Source organism: Dyella soli, assembly GCF_054482295.1.
In genome coordinates this window covers 303581-319451 of sequence record NZ_JBTFFU010000003.1, presented here as the reverse complement: position 1 = coordinate 319451, position 15871 = coordinate 303581, and the positions used below count along the sequence as shown (strand labels likewise).

The 15871-nt window shown below is 67.2% G+C and carries 16 protein-coding genes; 6 read left to right on the top strand and 10 right to left on the bottom strand.

The features are described 5' to 3' along the window. The 4 genes from ACXU4B_RS15790 to ttcA all read right to left on the bottom strand — a co-directional run bounded on the left by ACXU4B_RS15790 (position 1) and on the right by ttcA (position 4053). Complete coding sequence (locus ACXU4B_RS15790) at positions 1 to 771, bottom strand: M48 family metallopeptidase (RefSeq protein WP_131410774.1); 771 nt, start codon at positions 769 to 771, stop codon at positions 1 to 3. Positions 772 to 905: 134 nt separating this feature from the next. Next, on the bottom strand, positions 906 to 1823 hold the full coding sequence (locus ACXU4B_RS15785) for a recombination-associated protein RdgC (RefSeq protein WP_131410776.1): 918 nt from the start codon (positions 1821 to 1823) through the stop codon (positions 906 to 908). Between the two features lie 143 nt (positions 1824 to 1966). Beyond that, complete coding sequence (locus ACXU4B_RS15780) at positions 1967 to 3166, bottom strand: amino acid aminotransferase (protein ID WP_131410778.1); 1200 nt, start codon at positions 3164 to 3166, stop codon at positions 1967 to 1969. Between the two features lie 23 nt (positions 3167 to 3189). Continuing rightward, positions 3190 to 4053: a tRNA 2-thiocytidine(32) synthetase TtcA gene (gene ttcA, locus ACXU4B_RS15775; RefSeq protein WP_131410780.1), complete on the bottom strand. Its 864-nt coding sequence runs from the start codon at positions 4051 to 4053 to the stop codon at positions 3190 to 3192. 101 nt (positions 4054 to 4154) lie between these two features. Here ttcA and ACXU4B_RS15770 point away from each other — a divergent pair, with 101 nt between their 5' ends. Together ACXU4B_RS15770 and ACXU4B_RS15765 are read left to right on the top strand one after the other, a co-directional pair. Further along, on the top strand, positions 4155 to 4361 hold the full coding sequence (locus ACXU4B_RS15770; RefSeq protein ID WP_131411341.1) for a YdcH family protein: 207 nt from the start codon (positions 4155 to 4157) through the stop codon (positions 4359 to 4361). Positions 4362 to 4382: 21 nt separating this feature from the next. Next, on the top strand, positions 4383 to 4979 hold the full coding sequence (locus tag ACXU4B_RS15765; protein ID WP_131410782.1) for a GNAT family N-acetyltransferase: 597 nt from the start codon (positions 4383 to 4385) through the stop codon (positions 4977 to 4979). Positions 4980 to 5027: 48 nt separating this feature from the next. On the opposite strand, the gene ACXU4B_RS15760 is transcribed toward ACXU4B_RS15765, so the two are convergent. From ACXU4B_RS15760 to ACXU4B_RS15735, 6 genes are all read right to left on the bottom strand, one after another. Continuing rightward, the gene (locus tag ACXU4B_RS15760; protein WP_131410784.1) at positions 5028 to 6050 is read right to left on the bottom strand and encodes a biotin/lipoyl-binding protein; all 1023 of its coding nucleotides are present in this window, start codon (positions 6048 to 6050) and stop codon (positions 5028 to 5030) included. A gap of 9 nt (positions 6051 to 6059) precedes the next feature. Continuing rightward, positions 6060 to 6260, bottom strand: a complete 201-nt coding sequence (locus tag ACXU4B_RS15755; RefSeq protein ID WP_131410786.1) for a DUF1656 domain-containing protein — start codon at positions 6258 to 6260, stop codon at positions 6060 to 6062. Beyond that, a complete protein-coding gene (locus ACXU4B_RS15750) occupies positions 6250 to 8391 on the bottom strand; it encodes an FUSC family protein (protein ID WP_131410787.1) in 2142 nt (713 codons plus the stop codon). The genes ACXU4B_RS15755 and ACXU4B_RS15750 overlap by 11 nt, the downstream gene beginning before the upstream one ends. A 4-nt stretch (positions 8392 to 8395) precedes the next feature. Then, complete coding sequence (locus ACXU4B_RS15745) at positions 8396 to 8890, bottom strand: MarR family transcriptional regulator (RefSeq protein ID WP_131410789.1); 495 nt, start codon at positions 8888 to 8890, stop codon at positions 8396 to 8398. Between the two features lie 217 nt (positions 8891 to 9107). Then, complete coding sequence (locus ACXU4B_RS15740; RefSeq protein ID WP_131410791.1) at positions 9108 to 9527, bottom strand: DUF4156 domain-containing protein; 420 nt, start codon at positions 9525 to 9527, stop codon at positions 9108 to 9110. Between the two features lie 90 nt (positions 9528 to 9617). Further along, positions 9618 to 12491 (bottom strand): M16 family metallopeptidase, encoded by a 2874-nt coding sequence (locus ACXU4B_RS15735; protein WP_131410793.1) that lies wholly within the window; start codon positions 12489 to 12491, stop codon positions 9618 to 9620. Between the two features lie 274 nt (positions 12492 to 12765). On the opposite strand from ACXU4B_RS15735, the gene ACXU4B_RS15730 reads away from it, so the two are divergent. From ACXU4B_RS15730 to ubiB, 4 genes are all read left to right on the top strand, one after another. After that, positions 12766 to 12969 (top strand): hypothetical protein, encoded by a 204-nt coding sequence (locus ACXU4B_RS15730; protein WP_131410795.1) that lies wholly within the window; start codon positions 12766 to 12768, stop codon positions 12967 to 12969. Between the two features lie 60 nt (positions 12970 to 13029). Continuing rightward, positions 13030 to 13494 carry a tRNA (uridine(34)/cytosine(34)/5-carboxymethylaminomethyluridine(34)-2'-O)-methyltransferase TrmL gene (trmL, locus tag ACXU4B_RS15725; protein ID WP_131410797.1) on the top strand — a complete coding sequence of 155 codons (465 nt, stop codon included), beginning with the start codon at positions 13030 to 13032 and terminating at the stop codon, positions 13492 to 13494. A gap of 64 nt (positions 13495 to 13558) precedes the next feature. Beyond that, positions 13559 to 14212, top strand: coding sequence for a ubiquinone biosynthesis accessory factor UbiJ (locus tag ACXU4B_RS15720; protein WP_131410799.1), 654 nt, complete (start codon positions 13559 to 13561; stop codon positions 14210 to 14212). Continuing rightward, positions 14209 to 15855 carry a ubiquinone biosynthesis regulatory protein kinase UbiB gene (gene ubiB / locus ACXU4B_RS15715; RefSeq protein ID WP_131410801.1) on the top strand — a complete coding sequence of 549 codons (1647 nt, stop codon included), beginning with the start codon at positions 14209 to 14211 and terminating at the stop codon, positions 15853 to 15855. Before ACXU4B_RS15720 ends, ubiB begins: the two co-directional genes overlap by 4 nt. Positions 15856 to 15871 lie beyond the last annotated feature (16 nt).

The window sequence follows — 15871 nt, the reverse complement described above, 5'->3', positions numbered from 1 at the left end:
TCAGTCGGCGACGTCGGCGATCAGGCGGTCGAGCTCGGTCTTCAGCCACGCGCCGTTGAGGCGCAACCAGTCGCGCTGCTCGCGCCAGTCGGGGAAGATGCCTTCGACCTGCGCCCAGAATCGCGGCGAATGACTGCGCACCCTGAGATGGCACAGCTCGTGCGCCAGCACGTAGCGCAAGGCCGCGGGTGGCGCCAGCGCGAGGGCGAGGTCGAGATTGATGCGGTCACGCGTATCGAGGCTGCCCCACAGGCTCTTCATCGGGCGCACGCGCAATGCGGTCGGCGCCAGGCCCAGCAGCGGCACGTAACCAGCCAGCCAGCGCGACACGTCGCGACGAATCTGCGCCTCGAAGAACGAGGCGAGCAGCCCGCGCGCCACCGGCACCGCACGCGTATGCGGACGCGGGATCACCAGCGTGAGCGCGCCTTCGCTCGCCTCGACGCGCGGATACGGGCCTTCGGCCCAGTCCAGCTGCACGGTTTCACCGCGCAAGGGAAATTCGGTGGGCGTGCCGACGCGCAACGGCGGCAACGGCTTGACGATCAGGTGCAACTCGTCGAGCTTGCGCTCCAGCCAGTCGGCGTGATGGCGCAGGAACGCACTCACCTGCGCGGGATGCGTGCCATGCGGATAGGAAACACGCGCACCCTTGGGCGTGACCGTGAGGCGCAGGCGACGCGCACGCGGATGCGCGGCCTTCAGCACGCGGATCGTGCTGCCGCTTGCCGTCGCCAGTTCCAGCCAATCGCCTTCAAGATGCTGCGTCATGTCCCGCCTGCTCAACTGCCAGGGCGTACCACCCGACCGCCAGTGTCCCTCAGCCTATGTGGGGGAAGCATGCAGGCTTCGCAAGACGAGCCGGTGACCGGCGGCCCTGGCCATACGGCCAGGGCCGGCCCGGATCAGCCCTCGGCCGGCCGCGGCAGGCCGAACCATTCCTCCAGCTTGCCCAGCAGGCGCTCCAGCTCGAGCGTAAGCAGGGCAAAGGTCGCGTCCGCCTCGGCGGCGGCGTCCGGGTGGCTGTCGCCCAGCTCTTCGGTCACCACGTCGAGGAACTTCAGCTTGCGCACGATCAGGTCCTCGCCCAGCACGAAGCTCATGCGCTCATCGAAGGTGAGACCCAGCTGGAAGACCTGCTTGCCGTTGCGCAGGTGTTCCTTGACCTCTTCGCTGTCCAGTTCCTGGCGACGGCACTTGGCGATGGCACCGGTGGCGCTGGCGGGGTCGCGCAGCTCCACCTCGTCGCCCAGGGCCAGGCCGGCGGGCAGGTTGCCGGTGGCCAGCCAGTCGGTCATCAGCACGCGCGGGCCTTCCTCGGGCGCCAGCGGCACGGCCGGGAAGCTGCCCAGGGCCTCGCGGACCTGGGTCAGGGCGTTTTCGGCCGACTTGCGGCTGGAGGTGTCCAGCACCAGCCAGCCCAGCTTCTTGTCCACATAGGCACGCATCCGCGAGCTGCGTACGAAGGCCCGCGGCACCAGCTCGGTGAGCACGTCTTCCTTGAGGCGCTTGCGCTCGCGGCCACCGACCTTGCGGCCTTCTTCTTCGGCGATCTTCTGCACACGGCGGTGAAGTTCGTCATTCACCACCGAACCGGGGAGCAGCTTGTCTTCGCTGCCCACGGTGACCATGGTGCAGGCATTGACCGCGTGGGTGAGCGGCGCTTCATCGCCACGGCCCACCGGGGGCAGGAAGCCCTTGGTGCCCATTTCCATCGGCCCGCACGGGCGCAGGCGGTGCTCGCCCAACGCCTCGTCCAGGCGGTTCAGGTCTTCGGCAACGGCGGGGGAAAAGCGGAACAGCGTGAGATTGCGAAAGAACATTCGGTATCCGGAATCGATTCTAGGCCGTCATCCCCGCGCATGCGGGGATCCAGCGACTGATGTGAGCGCGCGAAGGCACTGGACCCCCGCTGTCGCCCCCTTCCGGGGGCCGCGGAGATGACGACGGGATTGGGCGGGAGGACTCAGCGGCTGACGGCGGCGACGGCGTTCACCACGGTATCGAGGTTGGCGCGATTCAACGCCGCCACGCAGATGCGGCCGGTGCCGATCGCATAGATGGCGTATTCCTCGCGCAGGCGGTCGACCTGGGCCTTGCTCAGGCCCGAGTACGAAAACATGCCGGCCTGCTGCTGGATGAAGGCATAGCCCGGCGCACCCGCCGCGGCCAGCTTCTCGACCATGCCGGCGCGCATGGCGTGGATGCGTCCGCGCATCTCGCCCAGCTCCTGCTCCCACATCGCACGCAGCTCGGTGCTGACCAGCACGCCGGCCACCAGGGCGCCGCCGTGCGTGGCCGGGCTGGAGTAGTTGGAGCGGATGGTGCGCTTGACCAGCGACTGCACGCGCAAGGCCTCTTCCCGGTCCTTGCCGACGATGGACAGCGCGCCCACGCGCTCGCCATACAGCGAGAACGACTTGGAATAGGAGTTGGCCACCACGAAGGAGTCGATGCCCGAGGCCGCGAACAGGCGCACGGCGATGGCGTCGGCATCGATACCTTCGTCGAAGCCCTGGTAGGCCATGTCGATGAAGGGCATCAGGCCGCGCTCCTTCACCAGGTCCACCACCTGCTGCCACTGCCCGGCGGTGAGATCGACGCCGGTGGGGTTGTGGCAGCACGCATGCAGCAGCACCACGGTGCCCGGCTCCAGCTTGCCGAGGTCGGCCAGCATGCCGGCGAAGTCCAGGCCGTGGGTGGCGGCGTCGTAGTAGGTGTAGTCCACCACTTCGAAGCCGGCGGCGCTGAACACCACGCGGTGGTTTTCCCAGCTCGGGTTGCTGAGGGCGACCCGGGCCTTGGGCAGCACCTTCTTCAGCAGATCGGCACCGATGCGCAGCGCGCCGCTGCCGCCGATGGTCTGCGAGGTGGCCACGCGGCCGGCGGCCAGCAGCGGCGAATCCTCGCCGAACACCAGCTTCTGGGTGGCGACGTTGTAGGTGGCCAGGCCATCGATCGGCAGGTAGCCGCGCGGCTTGGCCTCCAGCGCCAGCGCCTGCTCGACTTCGCGCACCGCGCGCATGAGCGGAATGCGGCCCTGCTCGTCGTAGTAGATGCCCACGCCCAGGTTGACCTTGCCCGGGCGGGCATCGGCCAGATAGGCCTCGGTGAGTCCCAGGATCGGATCGCCCGGGGTCATTTCAACGGATGCAAAGAGAGACACGGCGTTACTCGATTGGCGTTGGGTCACGACTCGTCCGGCGTACCGGCAAGCCACTGGTGCGCATCGGCGCGGGCGACACCCTCGCGCGCGCCCAGCGCGGCGAAGTCAAACAGGTTGCGATCGGTGAGCTGGGAGGGCTGCACGCTGCCCAGCGCGCGGAAAATGTTCTCGCAGCGCCCGGGCTGTTGCTGCTCCCAGTCCTCCATCATGCGCTTAACCGCCTTGCGTTGCAGGTTTTCCTGCGAGCCGCACAGATTGCAGGGGATGATCGGGAACTCCCGCTGCTGCGCGTATTGGGCGATATCGCTTTCCCGGCAATAGGCCAGCGGGCGGATCACCACGTGGCGGCCGTCGTCCGAGCGCAGCTTGGGCGGCATCGCCTTGAGCTGGGCCTGGTAGAACATGTTCAGGAAAAACGTGCCCAGGATGTCGTCGCGGTGATGGCCCAGCGCGATGCGGGTGATGCCGTTGGCCGCCGCCCACTGGTACAGCGCGCCGCGCCGCAGGCGCGAGCACAGGCTGCACATGGTCTTGCCCTCGGGGATCACCCGGGTGACCGTGCTGTAGGTGTCCTGCTCGATGACGTGGAAAGGCACGCCGCGCCCGGCGAGGTATTCGGGCAGCACGTGCTCCGGAAAGCCCGGCTGCTTCTGGTCCAGGTTCACCGCGACCAGCTCGAAGCGCACCGGCGCCTTCGCCTGCAGCGACAGCAGCATGTCCAGCAGGGTGTAGGAATCCTTGCCGCCGGACAGGCACACCATCACCTTGTCGCCGTCGTCGATCATGTTGAAGTCGGCGATCGCCTGGCCTACCTGGTGGCGCAGGCGCTTGGCCAGCTTGGCGGCCTCGTGGTGCTGCTTGCGGGTGGCGTCGGGCTGGGCGGACATGGTCGAGATCGGGCAGGTCGGCTGCCCATTGTAACGGCCCGACCGCCCGAGGTCCGGCGGCGTTACACTTGCAGTCCTCTTTCTTGCCACCGCCCGCCGTCATGCAGGTCCAGGACCAAGCCGAGATCGCCCACCTGCTGGCCGAACTGCGCGTCGAACATCGCGACCTCGACGTTGCCATCGAGCACCTGGCCAGCTCACTCGGCCGCGACGAGCTGCAGCTGACCCGCCTGAAGAAGCGCAAGCTGCTGCTGAAAGACCATATCGCGCGCCTGGAAAGCAGGCTGATCCCCGACCTGGACGCCTGAACCCCATCCGCCGGAGCCCCGATGCCCACGCTTGCCCCGCTGCGCCTGGAAGACGACTACGTCGTGCTTGAACCCCTGGCCCACGCACACGCAGCCGCCCTGGAGGCCGCTGCGGCCGACGGCGAACTGTGGAAGCTCTGGTTCACCAGCGCGCCGGCGCCCGGGCAGGCCGAGGCGTATATCGCCAAGGCGCTGCAGGGGCTTGCCGACGGCGCCATGCTGCCGTTCGCGGTGCGCGAGAAATCCACCGGCGAGATCGTCGGCACCACGCGCCTGTACGAGTTCGTGCCGGACTTGCCCCGCGTCGCCATCGGCTACACCTGGTATGCGAAGCGCTGGCAGAAGAGCCACCTCAACAGCGCCTGCAAGCGGCTGCTGCTCCGCCATGCGTTCGAGTCGCTCGGTTGCGTGGCGGTGGAATTCCACACCGATCACCGCAATCTCGATTCGCAACGCGCGATCGAGCGCCTCGGCGCGCGCCGCGACGGCGTGCTGCGCGCCCACAAGCGCCGCCCGGACGGCAGCCTGCGCGACACGGTGTGCTTCAGCATCATCGCCAGCGAGTGGCCGGACGTCTCGCGCTGGCTTGCCATGCGGCTGGAGCGACTTGCCGGCTGACCGTCGCGCCGCCCCTTCCACGAAGCGGTCGGCGACGCAGCTGCGGCGCTAGTTGGCCTGGCGGTCCCGCGCCCGCCGCTCCTGCACGTCGATGCTGGCCGTCATGCCGGCGGCAAGCACCACGTCCTTGGGCACGCTGGCCTCGTCGATGGCGATGCGCACCGGCACGCGCTGCGCCAGGCGCACCCAGTTGAAGGTCGGATTCACGTCGGCCAGCAAGTCCTTGCCGGTGGGGTTGTCGCGATCGGTGATGCCGCGCGCCACGCCGGTGATGTGCCCCTTCAGGTGCGTGCCGCCGCTCATCAGGCGGATATCCACCGGGTCGCCCACGCGCAGGTGCGGCAGCTTGGTTTCTTCGAAGTAGCCGTAGATGTAATAGCTGTGGCGATCGATCAGCGCCAGGCGCGGGCTGCCCGTGGCGGCATAGTCGCCCACGCGCACGTCGAGGTTGGTCACGTAGCCGTCCACCGGCGCGCGCACTTCGGTGCGCTGCAGGTCCAGCCTGGCGCGATCGACCGCCACCTGCGCCTGCACCACCGCTGCCTCGGCCTGCTCGCGCGAGGCACTGGCCTGGTGGCCGCTGGCCTGCGCCTGCTGCCAGATGGCCAGCGCCGTATCGGCGGCGGACCTGGCATCGACGCGCTCCTCCTTGGGCACCACGTCGGCCAGTTCCTGGCGACGCTGGGCCTGTCCCTGGCGCATGTCGTACTCGGCCTTACGCGCGGCGGCACTGGCCAGCACGGCATCGATGTTGGCGCCGGCCGCGCGCGCGCTGGCCTTGGCTGCGTTGAGGTTGGCTTCCGCCTGCGCCAGCGCGATGTGATAGCGATCCAGGTCGATCACGAAGAGCACGTCGCCTTTTTTCACCTCCTGGTTGTCTACCACCGCCACGCGGGTGACCAGGCCCGCCACGTCAGGCGCGATGCGGATGACTTCCGCGCGCACGCGGCCATCACGCGTCCACGGCGAATACATGTAGTGCCGCCACAGCAAGTGGCCAAGTATCAGCGCCAGCACCACCACCACGGCGGTGATGGCAAAACGAATCAGAGGCTGCGGTTGGAAGGTCATGTCCAGGACTCACGGATACAGCAAAAGACCGGCCGCGCCGAACAGCACGAAGAACACGGCGACGCGAAACAGGGAGGGATGCCAGACATGGCGGTACAGACCATACCGGCCGGCGAGGATGTCGATGCCCCACAACGCCAGCAGACAAGCGAGGAAAACCAACAGAAGGCCGGGTACCAGCGCATCGGCCAGCGCGACTTCACGAGGCATGAGCCGTCTCCGGTACCCTGGCCATATAGGGAGCGAGCGCCGACTGATCATCGCGCAGCGCCGATCGCAACAGCAGCAGGTGGCCGATGGCGGGCTGGCAGCTTGCGCGGGCGTGGGGGAGCGCCTGCATGGTCAGCGAAAGCGCCTGATCCACCGCCTGGTCGGCCTCCACCCACCGGGCGCGATCGGGTTCGTCGTAGAGCGCGCCCACGGCAAGCACGGCGCGTCGCATGGCTTCCTGCAACGGCGACGGCAGGTCGGCATGCGTCATGTCCTGGCGCAGCTCGATCACGGCGCGACCGCTGTCGTGAACGGCCAGGCCCCACGCGAGCGAGTCGCGGGATTCCTGACTGCCGGGCTTGGTGAACTGCACCATCTGGTGGAACAGGTCGCGATTGGCGCTTTCAAACTCGTAGAGAAGGCCTGCCATGGGCGCCGTGGCGGCGAACGACACCTGCCGGCGCAGCTGGCGCAACTGGCGCTGACGCAGCCACGCCGTGCCGATGACGGTGGGAATGATCATGAACGCGGCGCCGGTCACCATCAGTCCCAGCAGCGATGCGATGGCGTCGTTGATGAAGCGCTCGGGGGCGTAGGTCATCGGGTTCTTGAGCGCAAGGATGTACACGTAACCGAGCGTGTATCCGGGGCCCATGCCCGGCAACGTTGCGCTGCGCGTCGTGAGATACGGGCCGATTAACAGGAACGGGGCAGTGACCAGGAACATCATCAGGAAGCCGTCGCTGCCCGGCATCAGATGGAATACGACGATGTAACCGGCGATCAGTCCCGTGGCGTAACTGATCCACGTATAGACCACACCCTTCACGGGCGCCGGCGAGGTGGCCAGCAGGCCGCTGAAAACAGTGGCCAGCAGCAGCGCGCTGGGACCGAACGGCCAGGCCGTGGCCAGCCAGAACACGCTCAATGTGATCATGGTGAGGAACGTGCGGATCACCGTGACCACGGGCGGCAGGATGTCGTTGGCACGCTTGAAGTCGACGCGCTCCACCGAGCCACCCAGAGGCCCATGCGTTTCGCGCAGACTGGCCTCCAGCACCACGAAGTCGCGCAACTCGTCGACGAAGCGGCGCAACAGCATGGCGCCGCTGTCGAACTCCAGCAGCAGCTCCGGGTCCTGTCGCAACCCCTCGCGCAACGTAGAGGCCAGGGGCCCCAGCGTGGGCGCGCATGCCTCCAGGCGCGTGGCCAGATGGCGCGGTCTGTCGTGTTCGGCGACGGGCGTCGACAGCGCCTCGCCTACCGGAGCGTACAGTTTGATGAGGGCGCTCGCCGTGTGCGGATGGCTGTTGCGCTGCAGCCGATTGATGAGGTGGTGCAGCGACTGGAAGCTGGTTGCGGCCGCCATGTAGCGAAGGTTGAGCAACTGCATCCGACTGCTGCGCGCGCGGGTTTCCGGGTCTTCGAAGATCACCGACGAACGAAGATCCTCCAGCTGCACGGCGGCGCGCACGAAGCGCAGGTGTGCTGCCTCCATGTCCGAGCGCGGAAGTACGCCCCCGAAGCTGCGCCGGGCGAATTCGACGAAATGCGCATAGCTTTCCCGCGAGGCGCGTCGCAGAACATCGCGAAGTTTTTCCGGCAACACGGTGTCGCTGATCAATCCTGCCACGATGATGCCAAGCATCACTTCGCTGACGCGAAGCACCGCCGAGTCGAACACCGCGGTGGGATGGTCGATGGCAGGAAGCACCACGATGACAGCGGTGTAGCCCGCCAGCACGAAGCCGTAGGACATGAAGTTGCGATAGAGCACGGCGCCGCCGGCGCACAGCGCCACCCATAGCGACAGGCAGAACAGGAACGGCTCGCGTTCCTGGGGAAAGACCCCCATCAGCAGCAGGGCGAAGGCACTACCGGCGAAGGTACCGATCGTGCGGTAGAAGCTCTTGGCCAGCACCATGCCGCTTTGCGGATGCATCACGATGGACACGGTGATCATCGTGGTCGACGGCTGTTCCAGCTGGAACACCATCGACAGCCATGCCGCGACGTAGAACGCCAGCAGGCTCTTGAACACGAAGATCCAGGCCTGCCCCTCGCCCGTCAGCAACTCGCCCAGCCAGGGCCACGGACGCTGCGACGGAAGGTCGGGCGAAACGGCGGACATGGCGCTATTCACGCTCCAGCTGCGCGAGGAATTTCTTCAGCAGGCGTTCGAGCACGAGCATGTCCCGCGGCTGCATGTCGCCCACCTGCCGCTCGAGCAGGGCGCACACATCCGGCAGGAAGCTTTCAATCAGCGCCACGCCCACCGGGGTCAGCGTGAGCGTGACCTTGCGGCGGTCTTCTGCGCTGGCGTTGCGCGCGATCAGACCCTTGTCGCACAGCTCGTTGGTGAGCCGCGTGATGTTGGCGGACTTCTCCCCCGCCGCATCGCCCAGCTCGGTCGGGTGCAGCACGTAGCCCTCGGTGCCGTAGAGCATCATCAACAGGTTGTATTGCGGATGATTGATGCCGTACGGGCGCAGCATCGCGTTGGCGTCGTCATGCACGCGCTTGAAGATGTGCTTGATGAGCCGCACCAGCACCGCCGGCTCGCGCGGAAACGCCGGATAGCGCTGGCGCGTCACGGCGAGGCGCTGCTCGGTCGGAAGAAAGCTGCTCATGGCGCGGCCCAATTAGTACATATATGTACTATATATATGTAAATTTTATGGCTGATGCGGAATACGTGCAAGAGCGTCATCCCCCTGACGTGAAAAAGGCGCCACGAGGGCGCCCTTTTCGCTTGCTAAACAGGTTTTGCCGTATCGCTCATCGGTGGCGGCGAAGCCTGGCTTCTCCAGGCAGGGCGACCCATCGCGGCTTTACCTGGACCAGGGGTCAATTGCCCTTTGCCGGATAGGTCTCGAATCCGCCAGGCGTGGTGGACTGGTTGGCCGGATTGGTCGGGCTACCTGCCGGGCGCTTTGCCGGCGCCAGCTGCGCGCTGCCGCACTGGTAGACGCCCCACGGCTGCGCGCCGTCGGCCGGTTCGCCCAGGGGCTTGATGGTGTCGGCGTGCATCTTGGCCGCTTCGTTGCGCGCCATCACTTCCAGCTCGTCACGCACGGTGATGTTGTTGCGATTGACCGGACCGACGTGGTCCATCACGGATACCGTGACCTTGCCGAGTTCATGGCAGGAGGAAACATCGCCGCTCCACGCCGTGCGCACGTTCTTCCCGGCATCGTCGAGCGTGATGCCGTAGGTGCAGGCGCCGAGCAGCACAGTGGGAACGAGCAACAGCAGGGTCTTGCGCATGGGTAACTCCGCGACGTGGAAATAGAGAGGCCGGGCGGTCGGGCCCGGCCTCCATCCTAACCCGGGGACGTGAACAGTCCCCACAGGAACTTACTTGGACGGCGCAGCCTTGCCGTTGCCGTCGATCACCTGCACCTCACCCAGCTTGAGATCGCGCACGGGTTTCTCGATCTTCTTGAGATCGCCCACGATCACCCAGGTGAGTGCGGCGGGCTTGATGATCTCCTTCAGGGCCGCCTGCGCATCGGGCTGGCCGACCGCCTCGGTACGCGCCTTGAGCGTCTGCACATAGTCGTCCGGACGGCCGTACTGGGTGATCTCGCTCATGGCACCGAGCACTTCGGTGGCGGTCTCGAAGCTGCCGGGCAGGCCGCGGATGTTGGAGTCCTTGATCTTGTTGACCTCCTCGCCGGTCAGCGGGTGCGCGCCGACCACCTCGGTGGCTTCCTTGAGCACTTCGCGGGCGGACTCAGCCGTCTTGTCGGTCTGCACCGGCGCATACATGAGGAACGGGCGCTGCCCGATCGCATCGCGCATGAAGCTGAAGGCACCATAGGCCCAACGCTTGTCCTCGCGCAGGTTCATGTTGAGGCGCGAGGTGAAGCTGCCGCCGAACGCACCATTGGCCACGTCGATGGCCAGCTCGTTCGGCGCCTTGCTCGACGGCGCCAGCAGGCCGGCCAGGATCAGCGACTGCGGTGCATCGGGCTTGTCGATCAGGAACACGCGCGGCTTGGCCTGGACCTCGACCGCGGCGATGTTCTTCTTCGGCACGGCGCCGGCCGGTGCCTTCCAGTCGCCGAAGGCGGCATCGAGCTGCGGGATGATCTGCTGCAGCGTGGTGTCGCCGGCGACCATGATCTTGACGTTGTCCGGGCGCAGCCAGTCGCGCTGGAACGCCGTCAGGTCCGCCGCCTGCATCGACTTGATCGCCGCTTCCGTGCCGGTACCGGTGAACGGGATGCCGTACGCATGGTTGGCGCCATAGAGCAGCGGCGGCAGCGTGCGCAGCGCCAGCGCGGTGGGCTGGGTCTTCTCCTGCGCGATGCCGGCCAGCCACTGGCCGCGGATGCGCTCGATGTCCTCCGCCTTGAACGCAGGGTTGCGCACGATGTCGGCGAACAGCGCCAGCGACGGCTGCAACTGGTCATTCAGCGCATTGAGCGAGGCCGAGCATGCATCCAGTCCGCAACCGACACGCGTGATCGCACCCAGGCGCTGCTTGCGCTTGGCCACTTCCACCGAGTCGAGATCCTTGGTGCTCTCGTTCATCAGCGTGGTGGTGAAGCTGGCCGTGCCGAGCTTGCGACCCTGGTCGGCGGCATAGCCGGCGTCGAACATCAGCTGCACGTGCGTCACCGGGATGGTGTGACGCTGGGCCAGCACGACCTCGATGCCGTTCTTGAGCTTGCCGCGCTCCAGCGTGGGGAAGCTCAGGTCGGGGAACTGGCTGACCTGCGGCACGCCCTTGCTGCGATCGAGCTGGCTCTTGGCCACCGTGTATTCGTGCCCGGCGGGCACCTTGGCCGTCGGACGGCCGTCGGTCGGGCCCAGTGCCACGACCTTGGCGTCTTCCGTGTCCGGATTGAAGTCGTTGCCGGCCGGCAACACGGTCAGCAGGTAGTCGCCCTTGCTGAGCCACTTGTCCGCCGCCGCCTTGACGCTGGCCTGGGTGGCCGCATCGGCACGCGCGAGATCCTTCTTGTAGGCGCCCGGATCGCCACGATAGACCTGGCCCTCCGCCAGGATCACCGCCTTGCCGCCGAAGCCACCGACCTTTTCCAGCCCGCGCACGAAGCTGGCGCGGTTGCCGATCTTGGCGCGTTCCAGCTCGTCGGCCGTCGGGCCTTCGGCGAGGAATTTCTTCAGTTCTTCATCGATGACAGCCTCGACCCGGGCCGGGTCCACGCCGTCCTTCACATCGGCCTGGATCTGGAACTGGCTGGCCAGCGCGAACGGCGAGATGCTGGCGGAAACGTCGTCGACCAGCTTGTCCTGGTAGACCAGGCGCTGGTACAGGCGCGAGGTCTTGCCGCCACCCAGCGCCGTGGAGGCGAGGTCGAGCTGGATCGCATCGTCCGTGCCCAGTTGCGGCACCACCCAGGTGCGATAGACACGCGGCTGCGCCACATGGTCGTGCTGCACGCCGCGCGTGGACTTGCCCAGCGGCGTGATCCACGCCTGCTGGCGCGGCACCGGCGGACCGGCGGGAATGTCGCCAAAGAATTTCTCGGCCTTGGCCTTGGCCTCCGCCACGGTGATGTCGCCGGCCAGCACCAGGGTGGTGTTGGCAGCGCCGTAGTAATCATGGAACCACTGCTTCACGTCGCCCAGCGACGCGGCATTGAGATCGGCCATCGAACCGATGGTGTCGTGCTGGTACGGGTGGTTGCCCGGATAGGTGTTGGAGAGGATGTTCTGGTCCACGCGGCCATACGGACGGTTCTCGCCCTGGCGCTTTTCGTTCTGCACCACGCCGCGCTGCGTATCGAGTTCCTTCTGGCCGATCGCGCCCAGCAGGTGGCCCATGCGGTCCGACTCCATCCACAGCGCCATGTCCAGCGCGGTCGTGGGCACGGTTTCGAAATAGTTGGTGCGGTCGAACCAGGTGGTGCCGTTCATGTCGGTGGCACCGGCCAGCTCGAACGGCTGGAAGTAGGTGCCCTTGTGGTTCTCCGAGCCGGAGAACATCAGATGCTCGAACAGGTGGGCAAAGCCGGTCTTGCCCTTCGGCTCATCGGCCGACCCCACGTGGTACCAGATGCTGACGGCAACCACGGGCGCCTTGTGGTCCTCGTGCACGACCACGGTGAGCCCATTGGGCAGCGTAAAGCGGGTAAAGGCGATATCCGGTACCGCCTGGGTGGCCGGCTCGGCAGCCGCCTTCGGCGCCGCGATCACGGGCAGGCCGGCGGAAACACTGAGCAGTCCTGCGACCAGCAGGGCGAGGGGCTTTCGTGCCATGACAACACTCCTGTTTTTTTGCCGAGTGAACGATCGGAGGCTAGCCACGCCTCCGGACCTTGGCAAATGACCAATGGCAGGGTGTCCGACCCGGTCCGGACTGTCCGGGTGGTTGTCCGGCTTCGCTCGGCCGCTGTCCGCGGACAGCCTGGCCCGACCCACGCCTTCCACCAAACACTAGTTATTTCATGCACTTAGTGCGTCTCGAGGGGTTGGCACGGCCCTTGCCATATCTACCGTGCAGGACCTACCCAACTTCATCGGAGACATGATCATGAAATTCGAAGCCTTTATGCTGCGCAGCCTGTTCGTTGCCTGCCTGTTGGTTTGCGGTTTGGTGCTGGGTGCCATGGTCAATGCGTCGCCCGACGCCATCCGTCTCGCTTCCGCCGGCAGCGCCGGCCAGCTGCTGATCGCTGCCCCCACCTCATGCGCCCTGCCGGCCGACGGCGTGGTGTGCCCCCGTACCAACGGCTGAGCAAGGACGCTCGCCGTGCCGGCGATGCACGGGTGGCTGTTCTGACCCGATAATGGCCGGATGTTGCATGTCATTCTTTTCAGACCCGAGATACCGCCGAACACCGGCAACGCGATCAGGCTCTGCGCCAACACGGGCGCCACGCTGCACCTGATCCGGCCGCTGGGATTCGAACTGGACGATGCGCGCCTGCGCCGCGCTGGCCTGGACTACCACGAGTATGCGCAGCTGGCCGTGCATGACGATCTCGCCAGCTGCCTGCAGGCCATCGGCCAGCCGCGCGTGTTCGCGTTTTCTACGCGCGGCCGCGTCGCCCACGTGAACGCACGCTTCAGCGAGGGCGATGCCCTGCTGTTCGGGTGCGAAACGGCCGGCCTCCCCGCCGACGTGCTCGAGGCGATTCCCGAGGACCGGCGCCTGCGCCTGCCGATGCGCGCCAACAGCCGCAGCCTCAATCTTTCCAACACGGTAGCCGTGGCGGTGTACGAAGCCTGGCGGCAGCTCGGCTTCATCGGCGCGACCTGAGCCTGCCGGCTCTCCTCGCCGGGGGAGCGGAGGCTGGACGCCGCCAGCCGCTACAATCTCGCCCATGACTGACCCCTCTCCCCGCTCCCTGTTGCCGCGCCCGCTGCGCGTCCTCGCCGGTCGCGCGCTGGAAACGGCGCTGAACCACACGCTTTCGCTCGATCCGGAAACGGTCACGCGCCTTGCTGCCCTGGATGGCCGCAGCGTGCAACTGCATTTGCGCGGCCCGGAGCTGTCGCTCGCGGTGACCGTCGACGGCGGGCGCCTCAAGGTAGGTCCCGCGCAGGACGACAACCATCTGCGCGTCGCCGCCACCCCGGGAAGCCTGCTCGCCATGCTTCTCAAGCGTGACGACGACGGCGTAGCGCCGGGCAAGGTGGAGATAGCCGGCGACGCCGAACTCGCGCGACGCCTGGAGAAACTGGCCAGCAAGTTCGCCCCGGATTTCGAGGAAGCCTTTGCCCGTACCTTCGGCGACGTGCTCGGCGTGCCGCTGGCCGGGGCCGTGCGCAAGGCGCTTGCGCATGCGCGCGAGACGGCCAGCCACCTCACCGTGGATACCGCTGACTGGTTGCGCGACGAGGCGCGCATCGCCGCCGCACCGGGCGAGGTGGAGGCCTTTCTCGATGACGTGGACCAGCTGCGCGAACGCAGCGACCGGCTCGAAGCCCGGCTGGCGCGCCTGGAACAGCGCCTCCGCAAAGGACCCGCCACGTGACGCCGCTCAAAGTCGTGCCGCGCGTGCTGCGCGTCGCCTCCGTCCTGCTGGCCTACCGGCTCGATGAACTGGTCGATGCGGCGCACCTGTTTCGCCCGCTCAAGCTGATCCGCCCGTTCGTGGCGCGTCCCAGCGTGGACGTGCGCGGCCTCTCGCGCGGCGCACGCTTGCGCCTGGCGCTGACCGACCTTGGCCCGATCTTCGTCAAGGCCGGGCAGGTGCTGTCCACGCGCCGCGACCTGGTTCCCGCCGACATCGCCGAAGAACTGGCGCAGCTGCAGGACCGCGTGCCGCCCTTCCCGGGCGCCGAAGCGCGCGCCATCGTCGAGCGCGAGCTCAAGGCCCCCGTCGGCGCGCTTTATGCGCGCTTCGACGAGGTGCCGCTGGCCTCCGCCTCCATCGCGCAGGTGCACGCGGCCACCCTGCATGACGGCAGCGAGGTGGTGGTGAAGGTGCTGCGGCCCGGCATCGACAAGCAGATCGACCGCGACGTGAAGCTGTTGCGCTCGCTGGGCGAACTGGCCCAGCGCTGGCATCCCAATGCCGACAAGATCCGCCCGCTCGACGTGGTCGCCGAAGTCGAGAAGATGCTGGAGAACGAGCTGGACCTGCAGCGCGAAGGCGCCAGCGCCAGCCTGCTTCGGCGCAACTTCGAAAGCGGCGTGGACCTGTACGTGCCGGCCGTGCACTGGGAGCTGACCACCGGTGGCGTGCTCACGCTCGAACGCGTGCATGGCGTGAGCTGCGATGACATCGCCGCCATCGACGCCGCGGGCATCGACCGCAAGGCACTGGCGGTGAAGGGCGTGCGCCTGTTCTACGAACAGGTGTTCCGCGACAACTTCTTCCACGCCGATGCGCATCCGGGCAACATCTGGGTCGACACCGCGCGTCCGGGCGAACCGCGCTTCATCGCGCTGGACTTCGGCATCATGGGATCGCTGCCGGAGCAGGACCAGTACTGGCTGGCGCAGAATTTCATCGCGTTGTTCGAACGCGATTACGCCCGTATCGCGCAGCTGCACGTGGACGCCGGCTGGATGCCTTCCACCGTGCGCATCGACGAGCTGACCGCCGCCGTGCGCACGGTGTGCGAGCCCTACTTCACCCGCCCGCTGTCGCAGATCTCGCTGGCCGAACTGGTGGTCAAGCTGTTCCAGACCGCGCGCCGTTACGAGCTGACGCTGCAGCCGCAGCTGATCCTGCTGCAGAAGACCCTGCTCAACATCGAAGGCGTGGGTCGCGTGCTCGACCCCGAGATCGATATCTGGGCCGTGGCGCACCCGGTGCTCAAGCGCATCCTGCGCGAACGCTACAGCCCGCTGCGCACCTTGCGCGAGGTGCGCAAGCGCCTGCCGGAATGGTTCCACGCCGCGCCGCAGTTTCCCGAGCTGGTGCGCGATGCGTTGCGCCAGGTGGCGCGCGGCGAGCAGCGCAGCGTGGGCGACCCGGCCGAGTTGGCGGCACAGCGCGAGGAAGCGCAGCGCACGCGCCGCTCGCTGGCAGCGGCCCTGCTTGGCGCCAGCTTGCTGGTAAGCTGTGCCGTCCTGTGGTCACAAGGGACGCTGGGCGCATGGCCGCCGGCGCTCACCGGCGTGGCCGGACTGGTCGCCTTCGCCGCCGGCTGGCCCCGCCGCCCCTGACCCCCACGCCGTCGTC